We start from the raw sequence: 19,244 nt of genomic DNA on the forward strand, positions 1-19,244 counted from the left end.
CAAATTGAATGGATTGATCACCGCCGCAGTCACCGACCACGCCACCGGACGCCTGCTCATGATCGGCTACATGAACGATCAGGCATGGCAGCAATCTCGCGAAACCGGCTTCGTTACGTTCTGGAGCCGCTCGCGCAATCAGCTCTGGACGAAAGGGGAAACATCCGGGCATCGGCTTCGAATTGTCGAAATCCGAACCGACTGCGACTTCGATGCGCTGGAACTGCGCGTGGAGCCGCTGGGCCCCGGCGTGTGCCATGAAGGATTCGCCAGCTGCTTTTCGCGTCGCTACGAAAACGGCGCATGGGTGCGGGCGGAAGAGCCGACGTTCGACCCCGAAGCGGTGTACACGATCTAGCATGAAGCTCAAGCTCGGTATTCCGAAAGGCAGTCTCGAAGCCGCGACGATCGACCTGTTCCGCCGCGCCGGTTACAACATCACAGCCAGCACGCGTTCGTACTTCCCGGTGATCGATGACCCGGAAATTGAGTGCATGCTGATTCGCGCGCAGGAGATGGCGCGCTACGTGAATGACGGCGTCCTCGATGCGGGACTCACCGGGCTCGATTGGATCCACGAGTGCGAGGCCGATGTCGAGATGGTCGCCGAACTGATCTACGCCAAACAAAGCTTCGGTAAAGTGCGCTGGGTGCTGGCGGTTCCGGAGCGTTCGCCGTTTCAAACCGTGCAGGACTTGCAGGGCAAAGTGATCGCGACCGAGCTGGTGGGCACAACGAAGCGCTATCTCGCCCGGCACCATGTGAACGCGCGGGTCGAATTCAGTTGGGGCGCGACGGAGGTGAAACCGCCCGTACTGGCCGACGCGATTGTGGAAGTCACGGAAACGGGCTCATCGCTGCGCGCGAATAATCTGCGCATTATCGATACGGTTCTCGAATCGGCGACGCACCTGATCGCGAACCGGAACGCCTGGATGGACGCGTGGAAGCGGCAGAAGCTGGAGGATATCCGCACGCTTCTTGAGGGCGCGATTAACGCGCTGGGAAAAGTCGGCTTGATGATGAACGTTCCGCGCGCTTCGCTCCACGCGGTCATCGCGGAACTGCCCGCTTTGCGGAGGCCGACGATCTCAAACCTCAGCGATGAAGATTGGGTTGCGGTGAACACCATTCTCGAAGAGTCGACGGTGCGCCACATCATTCCGCGTTTGAAGAAAGCCGGCGCGGAAGGCATTGTCGAGTACCCGCTCAACAAGATCGTGTTGTGATGGCATGATTCGGATACTCGATCACGCGGCTGCTCCTCGATTTCTGCTTCGCCGCGAAGCTTCTCTCGCGCAAGCTGAGTCCGTCGTGCGCCCAATCATCGATCAGGTTGCACAGCGCGGCGATGCTGCGCTTCGCGAGTTCGCCCGTGACTTCGATAAGTTCACCGGAGTGAGCTTCCTCGCCACGGCGCAAGAACTCTCGAGCGCTGCCGATCGCGTGAGCGCTGCATTTCGGTGCGCGGTGGAACAGGCATCCGGGAATATTCGTGAATACGCAGCAAGACAAGTCCCGCTCGAGCAATGGTTCGATGTGAGGCCGGGAATTCGCGCCGGTCAGATTGTACGGCCGCTCGACCGCGTCGCGGCCTACATTCCCAGTGGGCGCTATCCGCTTCCGTCAACGGTGATGATGACGGCGATTCCCGCACGCTGCGCTGGGGTTCCCGACATCTTCATCAGCAGTCCGCGCGCGGTGGATGAGATCGACGCGACTGCGCATCTGCTTGGTCTCTCGCAGGTGTTTCGCCTCGGAGGCGCCCACGCAATTGCGGCATTCGCTTTCGGAACCGAATCCGTTCCCAAGGTGGATCGCATCGTCGGACCCGGAAACATCTACGTTGCAGCCGCGAAGAAAATGTTGGCGGGTCAAGTCGCGATTGACTTCGTTGCGGGACCCACGGAGATTCTGATCATCGCCGATGAAACGGACGCGCGTTATCTCGCGGCCGACATGCTCGCGCAAGCCGAGCACGATGTCGATGCCGCCGCGATCCTGCTCACCACATCGAAAGAACTCGCGTCCGCCGTGGCTGAAGAGATCGAGCGCCAACTCGCGGGGCTCTCGACCGCCGAAGTCGCGCGTGTCGCAATCGACCGGAACAGCGCGATTATACGGGTGCGCTCGCAAGCGGAAGCGATCGACATCGCGAATCGGTTCGCGCCCGAGCACCTCAGCATTGAAGACGCGTCGCTGCTCCCGCAAATCCGCAACGCGGGCAGTGTCTTCATCGGGGCGTTTAGCCCGGAGGCTGCGGGCGATTACGCATCGGGGCCCAACCATGTGTTGCCAACCAGTGGACACGCCCGTATGCGCGCGGGACTCTCCGCGGCCGATTTCGTCAAGGTGATTTCCGTCCAGCAGCTCACTGCGGAAGGCCTGGCCGGAATCGCGCCCGCAGTGACTACGCTGGCGCGCGCCGAAGGCCTGGAAGCGCACGCCCGCTCGGTTGAGGCTCGCTTATGAACGCGCCGATTCCCCGCCGCGCGGTGATTGAGATGGCGCCGTATGTGCCTCCCACAGGAGGACGCTACGGCAAGCTGCGCCTCGATTTCAACGAGAACACCGTCGGGTGCTCACCGCGCGTGATCGAGTTCCTCATCGCACGGTTGAGTGCGGAACGGCTATCCGTTTATCCAGACTACGCGGAGGTCAAACCCAAGCTGGCGCGCCACTTCGGTGTCGATCCCGATCAGATGCTGCTCACCAACGGGACCGACGAAGCGATCCAGGTTTTCCTCAATACGTACGCCGACCCGAGCGGCCCCGTGCTGCTGCTGAAACCCTCGTACGCGATGTACCGGTTCTACGCGGAGTTGGCCGGTGTTCCCATTCGCGAGGCGCACTACCAGCCGCCCGCGCTTGCGTTCCCGATCGAAGAGCTGCTCGAGCAACTCACGCCGGAAACGCGCGCCGTTATCCTTTCGAATCCCAACAATCCGACCGGAGTCGGCGTCGATCTTGCAACTATCGAACGGATTCTCCAACGGGCGCCCGCCGCGGCCATCCTGATTGACGAAGCGTACTTCGAATTCTCCGGTGTTACCGCGATGAGGTTGCTCGATCGCTATCCCAATCTCTTCATCAGCCGCACGTTCTCGAAAGCGTACGGAATGGCAGCGCTGCGCATCGGCGCGCTCTTTTCGCAGAAGCAGAACATCGCTTATCTGCACAAAGCGCAGTCGCCTTATAGCGTGAACATGCTGGCGGCCATGGCTGCCGCGGCGGCGATCGAAGACACGGCGTTCATCGACGAACTCGTGCGCGAAGTTCTCAGCGCGCGTGAACGGCTCTATGTCGCGCTTACGCGACTCGGTATCGGATATGTAACCAGCGCCGCTAACTTCGTCCTCATTTTCGCCGGTGACCGAGCGAAACAAATCTGTGCCGCGCTTCGCGAACACGCGATCCTGGTTCGCGACCGCAGTTACGAAATCCCCGGCGCCGTCCGCATCACCGTCGGCAACCGCGCGCAAACGGAGCGCATGATAAAGGAACTGGAGCAGATCTGGTGACTCCCGGCATCCTTCTCATCTTCGACATGGACGGCGTTCTGGTGGACGTCACCGATTCCTATCGCCAGGCGATCATCCAAACCGTCCGTCACTTCGCCGGATTCCCGATTACGAACTCCTTGATCCAGGATTTCAAGAACCAGGGCGGCTGGAACGACGATTGGGCGCTCACGTTCCACATCATTCACGAATCCGGCGTGGACGTTGGATACGACACCGTGGTTCGCCAGTTCCAAAAATTCTTCCGCGGCGAGAATGGCTACGATGGCTTGATCCAAAACGAGCGCTGGATTGCGAAGCCAGGATTGTTCGATCGCTTGAGCCGCTCGCATCGACTCTCCGTTTTTACCGGACGATTGCACGAAGAAGCGGAGGTGACGTTGAACCGCTACGCGCCGGGCGTGTTCCGCCCGGTCATCGGAACCGACGATGTGAGTGAACCGAAGCCCAGCCCTGCCGGCATCAATCGCATTCGCGCGGGTCTGCCGTTGAAGCGCGTCATCTACGTCGGCGATACGGTCGATGACGCCCGCTGCGCGCAAGCCGCGAAAGTATCGTTCATCGGGGTGGCCGGTCCGCAAACGCCGCGGCGCGCCGAAACCGTGCAGGCGCTGGAACACCTGGGCGCGATGGCGGTGATTGAATCGATTAACGATATCGAGGCGATGTTGTGAGCCGTTTCTCTGCCCTCGATCGCAACACCAACGAGACGCGCATTCACGGGGAACTCGAAATCGACGGCGCGGGGACATACGAAATTGCGACCGGGATCCGGTTCCTCGATCACATGCTGGAACTGTTCGCGCGTCACGGCGCTTTCGATCTCACACTGCGCGCCGAAGGCGATCTGGATGTCGATCAGCACCACACCGTGGAAGACGCGGGCATCGTGATCGGCCAACTCTTCGCGCAGGCGTTAGGGGATCGCAAAGGGATCAATCGCGCGGGCTATTTTGTGATGCCGATGGATGAAACGCTCGCCGTGGTCGCCGTCGATCTCGGTGGGCGCGCCGCGCTGGTGTATGAAGATCAGGTGAATGTGACGCACGTCGGCGAACTGCAGACGGAACTGCTGCCGGACTTCTTCAACGGCTTCACCCAGCACGCCGCGGCCAACTTGCACGCAAAGGTGATGTACGGCCGGTCGAACCACCACAAGATCGAAGCGATCTTCAAGTGCTGGGCGCGCGCCATGCGTTACGCCTGCTCCTACGACGAGCGTCTGCGAGACCAGCTCCCGTCGACGAAGGGCCTCCTATGATCGCGGTGATCGATTACGGCGCGGGGAATCTGCGGTCCGTCGGCAATCTGCTGGAATCGATGCAACGCCCGTACACGATTGCCAAAACGCGCAACGCGATTCAGAGCGCTTCGAAAATCATCCTGCCCGGCGTCGGCCACTTCGGCCAGATGATGCGCTCGCTCGACGACCTTAAGATACGCGCTGCTTTGACCGAACGCATCCGTTCCGGAGTTCCGTTTCTCGGTATTTGCCTCGGCATGCAAGCGCTGTTCGAGCGCAGCGCCGAAGCGCCGGAAGCCGCGGGACTGGGCATCTTCAAGGGCGCGATCGAGCGTTTTCCGTACACCGTACGAGTGCCGCAGATGGGATGGAATCGCGTGGAGTCTTCGCCGCAATCGCGCCTGTTGCAGTCGTTCCCATCGAACTCGTGGTTCTACTTCGCGCATAGCTACTACCTGCCCGAATGTTCCCTCACTGCCGGCGTCACTGAGTATTCGCTGCGCTACAGTTCGGTGATCGAGCGCGGCAACATCTTCGGCGTGCAGTTCCATCCGGAGAAATCTTCGGACTCCGGACGAGACTTACTAGCGTCATTTCTCGACCTCTAGCGATGCTCGCGAAACGCATCATTCCCTGTCTCGATGTCACCGCCGGACGCGTGGTCAAAGGCGTGAATTTCGTCGGTCTGCGCGATGCCGGAGACCCCGTCGAACTGGCCGCTCGCTATAACCGCGAGGGCGCGGATGAACTCGTCTTTCTCGACATCACGGCTTCGAGCGATGCCCGCGAAATCCTGGTGGATCTGGTGGCTCGCACCGCGCGCGAAGTCTTCATTCCGCTGGCGGTGGGCGGCGGCATTCGCAGCGTGGCCGACGCCCGTGCCATTCTGCTCGCCGGCGCCGACAAGATCACCGTCAACACCGCCGCCGTCCGCCGTCCCGAACTGCTCACCGAACTCAGCGAGGAGTTTGGCTCCCAGGCCGTCGTCCTCGCGATCGACGCGCGAGGCAGCGCGTCTCACAACCCCAACGGTGCATGGAACGTCTTCACGCGCGGCGGAAGAGACGACGAACGGATCGACGCAGCCCAGTGGGCGCGGGAAGCGGAACAGCGCGGGGCCGGGGAAATTCTGCTGACCTCCATGGATACCGATGGCGTGCAGACCGGCTTCGATTGCGAACTGACCCGCGCCATTTCGCGCGTCGTCAACATTCCCGTGATCGCGTCGGGCGGCGCCGGCGTGGTGGAAGACTTCGCCCGCGTGCTCACGGAAGGTGAAGCCGATGCAGCGCTCGCGGCGTCCGTCTTCCACTTCGGCACGATCCGCATTAGCGATCTCAAGGACGCGCTCGCTCGCCAGGGAATCACCGTGAGGAACGGCCGATGATCATCCCGTGCATCGACGTGATGGATGGTAAAGCCGTGCAGCTGGTGCAAGGCCGCGACAAAGCGCTTGAGGAAGATTCGCCGCTCGCCGTTCTCGAACGCTTCCGCGCGTTTCCGCAAATTCAGGTCATCGATCTGGACGCAGCGTTGAATCGCGGCGCGAATGACGAGCTGATCCGCACGCTCGCCGCGCAGGCCGTGATTCGCGCCGGCGGCGGTGTCCGCTCGTTCGACCGCGCCCGGTCGTTGATCGGCCAAGGCGCGCATCGCGTGATCATCGGCACCGCGGCGTTCTCAGAAACCGGCATCGAGCACAATTGGCTCGCCGGTCTGGCCGACGCCATCGGTCCGGACCGTGTCCTGATCGCGCTCGATTCACGTGACGGCTGCATCGTCACGCGTGGCTGGAAGAGCACTACCCGTTTGCGCGCACACGACGTGATCCGCGAACTCGAACCCTACTGCTCCGGCTTTCTGTGCACTTATGTCGATAAGGAAGGGATGATGCAGGGCACCGATCTCGAGTGGTTTCAAGATCTGCGCAACACCACGGATCGCGAGATCACGGCCGCCGGCGGGATCACCACGCTGGAAGATATTCGCGCCCTGCAACAGATGAACGTGCATGCGGCGATCGGCATGGCCATCTATACGGGCCGGCTAAGCCTGGAAGAACTCGCCGCGTGTTAGGCTACCGCGTGTAGCATGTTCCGCCGCCGCCAAGCCGAGCCTGAACCGCCCGGATTCCGGGGCCTGTGGGCCGCCGCCGTAACGCCGCACCGGCGCGAGCGGCACGAGGCCGACCACGCCGCCATGCTAGAGCTGGTCGATCGCCTCGCCAAATCGGGCGTCGATGGCATCGTTCTCCTGGGCGCCACCGGCGAGTTCATCAACGTCAAGCCCGAAGATCGCCAGCGCCTGCTGCATCTCGCCATCAAGCGCAGCCGCGTGCCGATCATCGCCGGAGTGAGTCATTCCACGCTCGATGGCGCGGTCATGCTGGCCGAAGCCGCCGTTGATTCCGGCGCCGTCGGCCTGTTGCTGATGCCTCCCTACTTTTATCGCTACACGCCCGAAGACATCGGCGAATTTTACCGGCTGTTCGCCATTGCCATCGGCGGCGCGCTGCCGATCCTGCTCTACAACATCCCCGCGTTTACGAACGCCATCCCGATCGAACTCGCCCGCGAGCTTCTCACGTCCGGTGATTTCGCCGGCATCAAAGACTCCAGCGGAGATCCGGATTACCTGAACGCGCTGCTCGCGATCGAGGCCCCGCATCCGCTTTCCATCTTGTGCGGCAATGACAGATTGTTCGCAGACGCGTTGCGCAATGGGGTCTCCGGCGCGGTTTCCGGCGTTGCGTGCGCGGTTCCCGAGCTGATGCTGGCGCTGTTCCACGCCATCCGGTCCAACGACGCAACGGCCGCCGGCCAACTCGAGTCGGAGGTCAACGCCTTCATCGACTGGATCGACCGGTTTCCCGTGCCGGTCGGGATCTCCGCGGCCTGCGAAGCGCGCGGCGATAAGGTTGGACCGCCCGCCATCCCGCCCAACGCCGAGCAATTCGATTCGCTCGAAGAATTCAAGAACTGGTTCGCCTCGTGGCTGCCGTTCGTCCTCAACCTTCATGCCCGATCTCTCACCTGAAGAATTTCAACGCGCCGGCCATCAACTGGTCGACTGGATCGCCGGCTATCTCGCGAAGCCGGAACGATATCCGCTCCTTTCGCGCAATCATCCCGGCGAACTGATCGACGCGCTGCCGGCCCACGGTCCCGCGCAGCCGGAATCGATGGAGCAGGTCCTGGCCGATTTCGAACGCGTGCTGCTACCCGCGCTAACCCATTGGAACCATCCCGGTTTCCTCGCGTATTTCGCGACGTCCGCGAGCGCGCCGGGAATCCTGGCCGAACTCCTCATCGCCGCTCTCAACAACAACGGCATTCTCTGGAAGACTTCGCCCGCCGTCACGGAACTGGAGATCGTCGTATTGAATTGGCTGCGTGAGTGGATGGGTCTGCCGCTGCAGTTCGGCATGATCTTCGACACCGCGTCGATCTCGAGTCTCCACGCGATCGCCGCCGCGCGCGAGCTCGCCGCGCCCGCGATCCGCCAGACCGGCCGCTCCGAGAAACCGCTGACCCTTTACTGCTCCGAACACGCGCACTCTTCCATCGATAAGGCCGTGATCGCCCTCGGCCTCGGCCAGCAGAACCTCCGCAAGATCACGGCGGATGACGAGTTCCGGATGGACCCCGAGACGCTCGAAGCGGCAATCGTTGACGATCTGGCCGAAGGCACGAAGCCGTTCTGTATCGTCGCGACCGCGGGCACGACGTCCACGACGAGCATCGATCCCATACCGGCCATCGCGCGCATCGCGCAACGCTACAAGTTATGGCTGCACGTCGACTCCGCCTATGCGGGAAGCGCCGCGATTGTCCCCGAATTCGGCTTCATCCTGGAAGGCGCGGAGCACGCGGATTCGCTCGTGGTCAACCCGCATAAGTGGCTCTTCACGCCGATGGATTGCAGCGTCCTCTACACGCGGCGCCCGGAAATCCTGCACCGCGCGTTTTCGCTGGTTCCCGACTATCTGCAAACCGCGGACGACCCGCGGCGCGTCAACTTCATGGAGTACGGCATCCCGCTCGGGCGCCGATTCCGCGCGCTCAAACTGTGGTTCATCTTCCGTGCGTTCGGGCGCGAACGGCTGGCGGCCATCATTCGCGATCAGGTGCTGATGGCGCAGGAGCTCGCGGTTGAAATTGGGGCTGATCCGCGCTTTGAAGTAGTGGCGCCGGTCCCGCTATCGGTTGTTTGTTTCCGCCTGCGCGGTTCCGATGAATCCAATCTCGAACTTATGGGATTAATCAATGCCGAGGGCGATTTCTATCTCTCGCATACCGTTCTCAATGGCCGTACCGTGCTGCGCATTGCCATCGGCAATCTCGGCACGACGCGTGACACCCTCCAGCGCCTCTGGACCCGGCTGCGAGAACTAAGTGCTAGCCTAATCGCTTAACTCATGGCCACCTTCTTCGGTCACCCGCGCGGACTCGCCACGCTCTTCTTCACCGAGATGTGGGAGCGCTTCGGCTTCTACGGCGTCCGCGCCATCCTGATCTACTACATGACCGCGAAGGTGGCGCAGGGCGGCCTTGGATTCTCCACCGCGCAATCCGGCATCATCTACGGTCTCTTCCTCGCGATGGTGTATCTGCTGAGCCTGCCGGGCGGCTGGCTGGCCGATAACATCCTGGGCCAGCGCAAAGCCGTACTCTACGGCGGCATCATCATCGCGATCGGTTATTACTCGATGGCGCTGCCCGGTATCGCCTCGTTCTATAGCGCGCTCGTGTTAGTGACGCTCGGCACGGGACTGCTCAAGCCCAACGTCAGCACCATCGTCGGCGGACTCTACTCCGAGAACGACCCGCGCCGCGATTCCGGCTTTTCCATCTTCTATATGGGGATTAACACCGGCGCGCTGATTGCCCCGTTGATTATTGGTACCGTCGGCGAGAAGTTCAACTACCGCTATGGGCTTGCGCTGGCCGGGGTCGGCATGACTGCCGGACTCATCCAATACACGCTCGGAGCGAAGTATCTGGAAGGCGCGGGCATGCCCCCGCCGCCTAATCCGAAAGCGCGGCGGCAGGCGGTTATCGGGGCCGCAGTTATTCTGGCCGCGGTTGCTATCGTTGCCGGACTGTCAGCCGGCCATATCCTGCAGGTCTCGGCCGAAGGACTGTCTGACGTTCTCGGTGCGATGCTCACGGTCATCACCGTGGCGGTATTCGGCGGCCTTTTACTCTCCTCGGGCTGGACTCCGGTGGAACGCAAGCGCCTGGCCGCGATCTTCGTCCTGTTCCTCGCGTCGGCGATGTTCTGGTCCGCGTTCGAACAAGCCGGGTCTACGCTCAGTCTCTTCGCCCAGCGCAATACGCGCGATGTACTGATGGGCTATCACTTTCCAGCCAGTTGGTTCCAGACTCTGAACTCGCTGTTCCTGGTGATCTTTGCGCCGATATTCGCCGCATTATGGATCAAACTGGGTCGCCGCGAGCCGAGCATGACGATCAAGTTTTCCCTTGGTCTGCTCTTCGTTGGACTGGGTTATGCGGTCCTGATCCCGGTCGCCGGCGGCAAGGCTGTGAGCCCGATGTGGCTTACGCTGACTTACCTATTTCACACCATCGGCGAGCTTTGCCTGAGCCCCGTAGGTCTAAGCGCCATGACTAAGTTAGCGCCGCAGCGCATTGCCGCGCTGATCATGGGCGTCTGGTTCTTATCGATCTCGGTCGGAGAGTTCATCGGCGGCCGCGTGGCTTCGCTATACGAGCAGTTTCCTTTGCCGCTCATCTTTGGAGTGGTCGCCGTATTTTCGATTGCATGCGCCCTGATCCTAGTACTGTTTAATGGCCCAATGAAGAAGCTGACGGCCGGAGTTAAGTAGAACTACTTAGCAGCCGAAGTACTTAGTACAGAAGCTTCGATTGAACCTGCGAATTCATTGACCCATCCTCCTTTGGCGTTTACGATTGAATTAGTTCGTTTACATCCTCAGGAGATCATCGTTGAAATTATCTTTACTCTTACTTACAGTTTGCTCCGTAGTTGGCTCTGCAGTTATCGCCCAGGCCGGCACGATTAACCTGGATAGCTCAGCAACTAACACGACCAATAACTCAGTCTCGCTCGGGATCGCCGACGCCGGCGCGACTGAAAACATCCTCCCCAACAGCTCCTGGTATGGACCACTGGCCGGCTCAAGCTGGATTTCTTATGCCGATACCGGGAGCACCAGTGATCCGAATTTCTACACCGTCCCGAACGGCACCGCGGTTACGTTCTCGCAAAGCTTCAATGTCAGCGGAACGGTGACGAACGCTGTTTTGAATGTTCTGGCGGACGACACAACCTCGGTCGTATTAAACGGCATCACGATCTATAGCGCGGTACTGGGGGGTTCTTACCCGCTCTGCTCCTCACAAGCGATCGGGTGTTTAGAGAGCACGGAAGGTAACTTCTCCCTCGCGAGTTTCGGAAGCGATCTGAAACAGGGAACCAATACCCTCTCCTTCACAACTTACCAGGAGAATGGCTACTCTTACGGCTTAGACTATGTGGGCAGCGTCGCGACCGCAACTCCGGAACCGGCTTCAGTGACGTTTGTAGGGTTAGGATTGGCGGGCGCGGCATTCTGGGTTCGTAGAAAGGCCGGGGCTTTGAAGAGCCAGGCAAACGCGTAAGTATCCTTGTTCAGCCGTGGCTACATTCTTAGTAGCCACGGATGAACACAGATGAACCACCCCGGGATCAACTGAGGCACCATTCGGTTGTACATGCTCAGCGTCGAGATTTCAAGGCGGACCGCCCCGCATCCGACAATGAAGTTTGGTAACACCCAGGCAGATCGCGTTCGAAACTACCGCCGCATGTCTCGAGACGCGGGCCCGCACCGGAATCCTGAAGACGGCCCACGGCGAGATCGAAACGCCGGTCTTCATGCCGGTCGGCACCCAGGCCACGGTCAAGGGAGTCCGCCAGGACTCGCTCTATCGCGAACTCGGCGCCCGCATCTTACTGGGCAACACGTATCATCTGTTTCTTCGCCCAGGCCACGAAATCATCCGCGAACTCGGCGGTCTCCACCGCTTTATGAGCTGGCCCGGCGCGATTCTGACCGACTCGGGCGGCTTCCAAGTCTTCAGTCTTAGCGAGCGGCGCACCATCTCGGACGACGGCGTGGTCTTCCGCTCGCATCTGGACGGCGACTCGCACCTGTTCACCCCGGAATCGACCGTGGATGTGCAGCTCGCGCTCGGCAGCGACATTCTGATGACGCTCGATGAGTGTACGCCGTACCCGTCGCCTCGCGATTATGCGGAAACGTCGACCGCGCGGACCATCGAATGGGCGCGGCGCGCGATGACTCATTTCAGGCAGCGCATGGAGAGCGTGTCGACGCGCCACGCCTTGTTTCCGATCGTGCAAGGTTCCGTCTACCCCGATCTGCGGCAAAGCTGCGCAACGCAGCTGGCCGATCTCGACGCGGATGGATATGCGATCGGCGGGCTATCGGTAGGAGAACCGCGCCCGCTCTCGATGGACATGGTGGATGCCGCTGAACCCCGGCTGCCCCGCGACCGTCCGCGCTACGCGATGGGGGTCGGCATGCCTGATGAGTTGCCCGAGTATGTAGCGCGCGGGATCGACATGATGGATTGCGTGCTGCCCACGCGCAACGCCCGCAACGGATACTTATTCACGCGCCGCGGCCGCCTGATCATCAAACATTCGCGCTTCAAGGCGGACCCGGAGCCGATCGACGATCACTGCGGGTGTCCGACCTGCCGCACTTACTCGCGCGCTTACTTGCGGCACTTATTCCAGGCCGGCGAGATTTTATACGCGACACTGGCGACAACGCACAACTTATATCGGTATCTGGAAATTATGCGGGAGATAAGGGATGCGATCCGTTCGGGAACGTTCCCTCAATACCTTGCCGAAACTCGCTCGGCGGCAAACCAGAGAGTCGAGTAGCTTGCGGTAAGACCGCTCCGTTGCCGTTGCGGCTCGGTAGACGAAGCGATTTACAGTCCTAGCTTGGATATATTCATCGCCGCGGCCGCATTGCCGTTGATCGGCTTGAAATCGTAGTAAGTGATGCGTTCGTGGATCGGATGGTCGTGGATTAATAAGATCCTGGCGGTGCCGTTCACGTCGATCAGGCTCGGCAGCCAGTCGGAATCGGTAAGTCGGGTTTGCTCGAGGTTCATGTCGGCTCCCGGTCCGATGCGGGCCAGTATCCAGCCGAACGAAATGGTCTCCAGCACTTTGGCTTCGGCGCGCGTCATCTGCAGATCGTCTTTATCGATGTAAATGCGCGCATGAATGTGGGAGAACATAGCCGCGCGGGAGTCGACGGCGTGATATCCGGGTTTGGGGTCGCAGTCGAGAACATAGTTCGCCCTGGCATGCAGTTCCTGTTCGCCGGATACCTTGCAAGCGAATGCTTCGGGAACCTCGTTCAGAAACGCGCGGTCCCGCAGATAGTTGCGGATACGTTTCTCCCGCTCCTCTTTGCCCTCGCTCTTACGAGCGTCGAGTTTGCCCTGCTCCTTCTTCAACTGTTCGGGATTCAGCGGTGTTCCGTTGCGGCTGGTTTCAAACTCGTAAGGCAGCCCGTTGACGGGGAAAACGCGCCCAACGCTGGTTTTCTCGGAGCCATCGGAATCGACGTCCGCCTCCATGTAGGTGTACTTCAGCGCGGTCACCTGGTAATTTCGCTGGAAGTTTTGGACGGCTTTGCGAGTCAATTCCTCGGGCGAAACGCCCGCGAATGCAGAAACGGCAATCAGACTCGAACAGATAACTGCCGCAATCCTCACGTCTCGCATGAGAGCAATGCGGATGCCATTTCAAGTGGAAACGATTCAGCCGGCTCCTTTTTCAAGCCCAGCTTTTCAAACCCAGCTTTTCGAATTTGGACCCCGGCCGGATCAGCGTTTGGTCGCGCTCGGGACCCATCGAAACGCAACCCACTTCGACGCCGACCTGGTTTTCGAGGAAATCGAGATAGGAGCGCGCGGCCGCCGGCAGATCGTCCCAGGAACGCACTTGGGAGGTGTCGGTTTGCCAGCCGGGGAGGCATTCATAGGCGGGCTCTACCCGCGAAAGGCCGTTGCTGATGGCCGGCATCGCGTCGAGCAACTCGTCGCCGACGCGGTACGTAGTGCAGACGGGAATGCGATCCAGGTGATCCAGAATGTCGAGCTTGGTGATGACCAGCGTATCGAGATTGTTCACCATCCCGGTGTAGCGAAGCAGCGGAGCGTCAAACCAGCCGCAGCGCCGGGGACGCCCGGTAACGGAGCCGAATTCGTTTCCACGCCTGCGCAGTTCGTCGCCTTCGGCGCCGAGAGACTCGGTGGGGAAAGGGCCGCCGCCGACGCGCGTGATATAGGCCTTGGCGACTCCGACGATGCTATGGATCAGGGTCGGCGCAACGCCGGTTCCGACGCAAGCTCCGCCGGCTGAGGCGCTGGACGACGTGACGAACGGGTAAGTCCCGTGGTCGAGATCGAGCATCGTGGCCTGCGCGCCCTCGAATAGAACTTGTTTGCCGTCGCGGATTGCGCGGTTGAGAAGTAGCGCGGTATCGGCGACCATGGGACGCATGCGCTCGGCGAGCTCCCGGTAAATTGCGGTGGTCTCGGCCACGCTGTATTCCGGTTGAATGCAGAATGCCCTCAGGAGCGTGTCGTGCTCGCGCGCCAGGATTTCAAAGTTCTCGGTAAACGTATCCGAATCGAGCAGATCGGCGACGCGCAAGCCGCGTCGGCCTGCTTTATCTTCGTAGCACGGACCGATCCCGCGCTTGGTCGTACCGATGTGGAGGCGCGCTTCCATGGCGCGATGGCCGGGGAACAGGATGTGCGCGCGATTGCTGATGCGCAGCTGACGCTTCACGTCGATCCCGGCGCCGGTCAGCTGATCGATCTCCTCAAACAGCGCAATGGGGTCGATCACCATGCCGTTGCCGATCACCGCGATCTTGCCGGGGCGCAGGATGCCGCTGGGGATCAGCTTCAGGACGAACTTGCGGTCCCGGATCTGGATGGTATGGCCGGCATTGTGACCGCCCTGGAAACGCGCGATGATGTCGAACTTATCGGCCAGCAGATCGACCAACTTACCTTTTCCTTCATCACCCCACTGGGTGCCGAGTATGATCATGTTTCCCATGGGCAAACCCTTTATTCTAACGCAGTTGGGCTATGTTACTCTGGCTGCTTATGCGGCTTTCCGATGTGTTCGTGGAGCTCGGGGACAGCGCTCTCGACACACTTCTGAAGAGCGTTTCGATAGGAAAACTGAAGACTTTCCTGCTTTACGAGCGGCTGAAAACCCGTCTGCATTTGAGCAAATTGAACGCGGAAACGCTTCGTAAGGCGGGGCCGGGTTTGATGTCGCGGTTGCGGGCTAACGATGAGGAACTGGCGACCGATCTTTCGCAGGCCATCCTGATTTCGCACTTTGACTTGATCGTGGCCGTGCTGAATTTTCTCGGAATTCCGCATGATGACGGTTTTTTTCGGAAGGATATGGACCCGGCGCCGTTTCTGACCGAGGGTTGGCAAACGCGGGTGTACGACGAGTTCAAGGGCAAGTATCCGGACGCGCTGCTGCTCTTTTACATCAATCACCTGGTTGTAGAGTTGTCGAAGGAAGACCGGGTGTACCGGCCCGCGGCGTAGCGCGATTTCATGGAAGAAAATCTGGCGGAACTCGAGCGCGACTCCGTGAGCGCGATCGCGGCGGCAACGAGTCCCGACGAACTGGAAGCGATCCGAGTTCGCGTGTTGGGACGCAAAGGCGGCGCGCTCGCCGAAATCAGCAAGGGGATGGGCAAGCTGGCGCCGGAGGATCGGGCGCGGCTCGGCAAGCTGCTGAATCAGGCGAAGGCTGCCATCGAGAGCGCGCTTGAGTCGCGGACGGCTGAGTTCGAGAGCGCCGCTTTGACCGCGCGGCTCGACGCCGAGTGGCTCGATCTGACGCTTCCGCCGGCCGGGGTAAAGCCGGGCGCGCTGCATCCGCTGACGCAGATTCAGCAGGAGATTGAGGACCTGTTTCGCTCCATGGGTTTCGCCGTGCTCGATGGGCCGGAGGTTGAGGATGAGTTCCACAACTTCGACGCGCTGAATATTCCGCCGGATCATCCCGCGCGCGATATGCAGGACACATTCTGGCTCACCGGCGGCTGGCTGCTGCGAACCCACACCTCGCCGGTGCAGGTGCGGGGCATGGAGCGCTATCCGCTGCCGCTGCGCATGATCGCGCCCGGCCGCGTGTTCCGCAACGAAAGCGTGGACGCGTCGCATGAGCACACGTTTTACCAGCTCGAAGGGATGATGATCGACCGCGATGTTTCCGTGGGTAATCTCATTTACTTCATGCAGACGCTGCTGACCGAAGTTTTCCATCAGCCCGCGACGGTGCGCCTGCGGCCTGGTTTCTTTCCGTTCGTCGAGCCGGGTTTCGAGCTGGATATTCGATGCCTGATCTGCGGCGGCTCGGGATGCGCGGTGTGTAAGCACTCAGGCTGGGTAGAGCTGCTGCCCTGCGGTCTGGTGAATCCGAACGTGCTGCGGATGAGCAATATCGATCCGGACAAGTGGAACGGTTTCGCGTTTGGGCTGGGACTGACGCGCCTGGTGATGATGCGTTACGCGATCAACGATATCCGGCTGCTGCAGTCGGGCGATCTGCGCTTTCTAAATCAATTCTCATGAAGTTCTCGATGCAGTGGATTCAGGAGCTGGTTCCGGGGCTCGACGTACCTGCGGCGGAACTGGAGCAACTGATCACGGTTCGCACGGCGGAGTCGGAGGGCGTGGAACGTGCCGGCGCGTTGCTGGAGGGCGCGCGGGTGGCACGGGTGTTGTCGGCGGAGCCGGTGGGAAAGCTGACGCGTGCGCTGGTCGACATCGGTGAGGGCGAGCCTATCACCGTCGCGTGCGGCGCTCCCAACTGCCGCGCGGGAATGCGGACCGTATGGGTGCCAGTGGGCGTCAAGAACGTCGGCGGCATCGAGAGTAACGGCATGCTGGCGAGCGCCGCCGAACTGGGTTTGGGCCGCGAGGACGAGGGGATTATCGAGTGGTCTTCCGACACGATCGACTTCGCGCCCGATTCGATTCTCGAGATCGACAACAAGTCGCTGACGCACCGTCCGGATCTGTGGGGTCATCTCGGAATGGCGCGCGAAGTCGCTGCGATCACCCGCGAAAACCTGAAGGACCCGGTCGATCTCGCGCTTCTGCCGAAGGGTTCGGATTCGTTCAACGTCCGCGTTGACGATTACGTGTTATGCCCGCGCTTCAGCGTGGTGACTTTCGAGGATGTGCGAATTGCGCCGTCGCCCTTGTGGCTGCAATACCGGCTCGAATCGCTGGGATTGAACCCGATCAACAACGTGGTCGACATTACGAACTTCGTCATGACGGAACTCGCGCAGCCGATGCACGCCTTCGATCGCGACAAGCTACGTGGCGACCGGCTGATCGTCCGGCCCGCGTTTGAGGGCGAAGGTCTGCTGGCGCTGAACGGGGAAGAGTATGTGCTCAGCGCGGCGGACGGAGTGGTGGCCGATGGCGAGCGCGCGGTGTCGCTGGCGGGGATCATCGGCGGCAAGGGGACGTCGATCACTGAGGAGACGACCAACATCGTGTTTGAGAGCGCGAACTGGAATGCGTCGCAGATTCGCAAGACCTCGGCGCGGCTGAAGCTGCGAACGGATGCTTCGATGCGTTTCGAAAAGGCGCAGGATCCGGCGAACACCGTGCGGGCTTTGGCGCGGGCCATCGCGTTGATGCGGGTGGTGTGTCCGGAGGCGCGGATCGGCGGGCGGCTCACCGACGACTACCGCGCGCTGCCTGAACCGCAGACGATCCCTCTGAAGCTTGACGTGCTGGACCGCAAGCTGGGGCGCATCGTTCCGCCGGATGAGGTCCGGGAAATTCTGGAGCGGCTCGCTTTCAAAGTGCGCGATGCGGGCCTGCATCTGTTCGAGGTGACCGTTCCGACGTGGCGCGCGACGAAGGACATTGCGGAACCGGACGACCTGGTGGAAGAAGTCGGGCGCATGATCGGGTACGACACGATTCCGCCGGAGCCGCCGCGGGTTGCGTGTACCGTTCCTCCGGATGATCCAAAGCGCGTTTGGTATCGGGAAATTCGCGCGCTCGCGGCGGCGCGGGGTTACACCGAGGTCTACAACTACTCGTTCCTGAGCGATGAGCAATTCCAGCGATTCGCGTTGTCGCCGGATGATGCGCTGCGCGTGCTGAACCCGATCGCGTCCGACCAGAACCTGCTGCGCACGTCGCTCATTCCGGGAATCTTCGCGAATCTGGAGTTGAACCGGAAACACTTCGACGCGTTCCGGCTTTTCGAAATCGGGCGTGAGATTCACAATCTGACGCCGGCCATGCCGCGCGAGATTCCGCATCTCGCGGCAGCCGTTTACGCAGCAGACGGCGATGGGCGCAGCGGGCTCTTTGAGTTGAAGCTTTTGTTACTCGCGATTGCGGCTGAGGCTCGAGTGGAACCGACCGCGGAGGTGCTGCCTTATGAGCATCCGGCGCGAACCGCTACGATTTATATCGGCGATTCGGTGGTCGGCCGATTGTTTGAGGCACACCCATCGATGATCGAGGGGCGGGCCGCGATATTGAACCTGGATCTGGAGCGCACGCTCGACTTGCGCCCGCAGCAACAGCCCTTCCAGCCGATTCCGAAATTCCCTTCGAGCGCGTTCGATATTTCGGTGATCGCTCCGCTGCGGGAATATTCGGCGGCTCTCGAAACGCGGATTCGGGAGTTCGCGGGATCTCTGTTGGAGCGCATCGAGTTCTTGCGCGAGTACAGCGGTCCGCAGGTTTCGGAGGGGATGCGGAGCATGACGTACCGGATCACGGTGGGGTCGCCCGAACGCACGCTATCGTCGGACGAGATCAATGCCGTGCGCGATCGGATCATCGAAGGCGTGCGCGGTCTGGGTCACGAGACGCGAACATGAACCGGCGCGAGTTTCTTTCCGCAACGGCGGCGGCGTTTGCGGGCGCGGCACGATTGACGGCGGCGGCCGCGCCGATGAAGATCACGCGCATCCGCTATTACTTCAATCCGAACGGGCGGCCGCTATTCAACCAGAGCGCCAACGTGGTCACGATCGAAACGGACGCCGGAATCACCGGCATCGGCGAGGGCGGATCGAAAGACACGGTTGAGCAATGCGCGGCGATGATCATCGGCGAAGATCCATCGCGCATCGATCGCCTGTGGCAGATGATGATGCGCGGCGATTTCTATCCGGCCGGGCGCGAGAAGCTCGATGCGCTTGGCGCGCTGGACCTGGCGCTGTGGGACATCAAAGGCAAGGCGCTCGGCGTTCCGATTTACGAGCTGCTCGGCGGCCTCGCGCGCGACCACGTGGAGTGTTATTCGACCGGGTATCCGTCGAAGGGATCGCTGGAGGAAACGGCGCGGGCTTGCGTTGAAGCCGGCTTCCGCGCGTA

19 protein-coding genes and 1 pseudogene are annotated in these 19,244 nt (G+C 61.1%); 18 read left to right on the top strand and 2 right to left on the bottom strand.

Annotation, left to right across the window (positions count from 1 at the left end):
• The 14 genes from hisI to tgt all read left to right on the top strand — a co-directional run.
• A partial coding sequence (gene hisI, locus H1Y01_RS08785) for a phosphoribosyl-AMP cyclohydrolase (protein ID WP_219341400.1) occupies positions 1 to 358 on the top strand: 358 nt, incomplete at its 5' end.
• Position 359: 1 nt separating this feature from the next.
• A complete protein-coding gene (gene hisG / locus H1Y01_RS08790) occupies positions 360 to 1,229 on the top strand; it encodes an ATP phosphoribosyltransferase (RefSeq protein WP_180540066.1) in 870 nt (289 codons plus the stop codon).
• Between the two features lie 4 nt (positions 1,230 to 1,233).
• Positions 1,234 to 2,472, top strand: a complete 1,239-nt coding sequence (gene hisD, locus H1Y01_RS08795) for a histidinol dehydrogenase (protein WP_180540067.1) — start codon at positions 1,234 to 1,236, stop codon at positions 2,470 to 2,472.
• Complete coding sequence (hisC, locus tag H1Y01_RS08800; RefSeq protein ID WP_180540068.1) at positions 2,469 to 3,521, top strand: histidinol-phosphate transaminase; 1,053 nt, start codon at positions 2,469 to 2,471, stop codon at positions 3,519 to 3,521. The genes hisD and hisC overlap by 4 nt, the downstream gene beginning before the upstream one ends.
• Positions 3,518 to 4,195, top strand: a complete 678-nt coding sequence (locus H1Y01_RS08805) for an HAD-IA family hydrolase (protein WP_219341401.1) — start codon at positions 3,518 to 3,520, stop codon at positions 4,193 to 4,195. Before hisC ends, H1Y01_RS08805 begins: the two co-directional genes overlap by 4 nt.
• Entirely contained in the window at positions 4,192 to 4,782 is a 591-nt protein-coding gene (gene hisB, locus H1Y01_RS08810) for an imidazoleglycerol-phosphate dehydratase HisB (RefSeq protein WP_180540069.1), read from the top strand. Before H1Y01_RS08805 ends, hisB begins: the two co-directional genes overlap by 4 nt.
• Entirely contained in the window at positions 4,779 to 5,372 is a 594-nt protein-coding gene (hisH, locus tag H1Y01_RS08815) for an imidazole glycerol phosphate synthase subunit HisH (RefSeq protein ID WP_180540070.1), read from the top strand. The genes hisB and hisH overlap by 4 nt, the downstream gene beginning before the upstream one ends.
• Before the next feature lie 2 nt (positions 5,373 to 5,374).
• Positions 5,375 to 6,151, top strand: coding sequence for an imidazole glycerol phosphate synthase subunit HisF (gene hisF, locus H1Y01_RS08820; RefSeq protein WP_180540071.1), 777 nt, complete (start codon positions 5,375 to 5,377; stop codon positions 6,149 to 6,151).
• A complete protein-coding gene (locus tag H1Y01_RS08825) occupies positions 6,148 to 6,840 on the top strand; it encodes a HisA/HisF-related TIM barrel protein (protein WP_180540072.1) in 693 nt (230 codons plus the stop codon). Before hisF ends, H1Y01_RS08825 begins: the two co-directional genes overlap by 4 nt.
• A gap of 15 nt (positions 6,841 to 6,855) precedes the next feature.
• Positions 6,856 to 7,800 (top strand): dihydrodipicolinate synthase family protein, encoded by a 945-nt coding sequence (locus H1Y01_RS08830; protein WP_180540073.1) that lies wholly within the window; start codon positions 6,856 to 6,858, stop codon positions 7,798 to 7,800.
• A complete protein-coding gene (locus tag H1Y01_RS08835; protein WP_180540074.1) occupies positions 7,781 to 9,178 on the top strand; it encodes a pyridoxal phosphate-dependent decarboxylase family protein in 1,398 nt (465 codons plus the stop codon). The genes H1Y01_RS08830 and H1Y01_RS08835 overlap by 20 nt, the downstream gene beginning before the upstream one ends.
• 3 nt (positions 9,179 to 9,181) lie before the next feature.
• On the top strand, positions 9,182 to 10,612 hold the full coding sequence (locus H1Y01_RS08840) for a peptide MFS transporter (protein WP_180540075.1): 1,431 nt from the start codon (positions 9,182 to 9,184) through the stop codon (positions 10,610 to 10,612).
• A gap of 121 nt (positions 10,613 to 10,733) precedes the next feature.
• The gene (locus H1Y01_RS08845) at positions 10,734 to 11,408 is read left to right on the top strand and encodes a PEP-CTERM sorting domain-containing protein (protein WP_180540076.1); all 675 of its coding nucleotides are present in this window, start codon (positions 10,734 to 10,736) and stop codon (positions 11,406 to 11,408) included.
• Between the two features lie 145 nt (positions 11,409 to 11,553).
• Complete coding sequence (gene tgt / locus H1Y01_RS08850) at positions 11,554 to 12,705, top strand: tRNA guanosine(34) transglycosylase Tgt (protein ID WP_257644430.1); 1,152 nt, start codon at positions 11,554 to 11,556, stop codon at positions 12,703 to 12,705.
• A gap of 50 nt (positions 12,706 to 12,755) precedes the next feature.
• On the opposite strand, the gene H1Y01_RS08855 is transcribed toward tgt, so the two are convergent.
• Together H1Y01_RS08855 and H1Y01_RS08860 are read right to left on the bottom strand one after the other, a co-directional pair.
• Positions 12,756 to 13,562: a hypothetical protein gene (locus H1Y01_RS08855; RefSeq protein WP_180540077.1), complete on the bottom strand. Its 807-nt coding sequence runs from the start codon at positions 13,560 to 13,562 to the stop codon at positions 12,756 to 12,758.
• A gap of 52 nt (positions 13,563 to 13,614) precedes the next feature.
• Positions 13,615 to 14,910: an adenylosuccinate synthase gene (locus tag H1Y01_RS08860; protein ID WP_180540078.1), complete on the bottom strand. Its 1,296-nt coding sequence runs from the start codon at positions 14,908 to 14,910 to the stop codon at positions 13,615 to 13,617.
• Positions 14,911 to 14,960: 50 nt separating this feature from the next.
• On the opposite strand from H1Y01_RS08860, the gene H1Y01_RS08865 reads away from it, so the two are divergent.
• The 4 genes and pseudogenes from H1Y01_RS08865 to H1Y01_RS08880 form a co-directional block, all read left to right on the top strand.
• Positions 14,961 to 15,422, top strand: coding sequence for a hypothetical protein (locus H1Y01_RS08865; RefSeq protein WP_180540079.1), 462 nt, complete (start codon positions 14,961 to 14,963; stop codon positions 15,420 to 15,422).
• A gap of 9 nt (positions 15,423 to 15,431) precedes the next feature.
• On the top strand, positions 15,432 to 16,457 hold the full coding sequence (pheS, locus tag H1Y01_RS08870) for a phenylalanine--tRNA ligase subunit alpha (protein ID WP_180540080.1): 1,026 nt from the start codon (positions 15,432 to 15,434) through the stop codon (positions 16,455 to 16,457).
• Positions 16,454 to 18,745 (top strand): phenylalanine--tRNA ligase subunit beta, encoded by a 2,292-nt coding sequence (gene pheT, locus H1Y01_RS08875; RefSeq protein ID WP_180540081.1) that lies wholly within the window; start codon positions 16,454 to 16,456, stop codon positions 18,743 to 18,745. Before pheS ends, pheT begins: the two co-directional genes overlap by 4 nt.
• Positions 18,742 to 19,244: pseudogene (locus H1Y01_RS08880) on the top strand (mandelate racemase/muconate lactonizing enzyme family protein); the annotation flags it as partial. The gene pheT and the pseudogene H1Y01_RS08880, both read left to right, overlap by 4 nt.

The sequence above is a fragment of the Nevskia soli genome (assembly GCF_903970205.1).
GTDB lineage: Bacteria > Acidobacteriota > Terriglobia > Bryobacterales > Bryobacteraceae > Bog-113.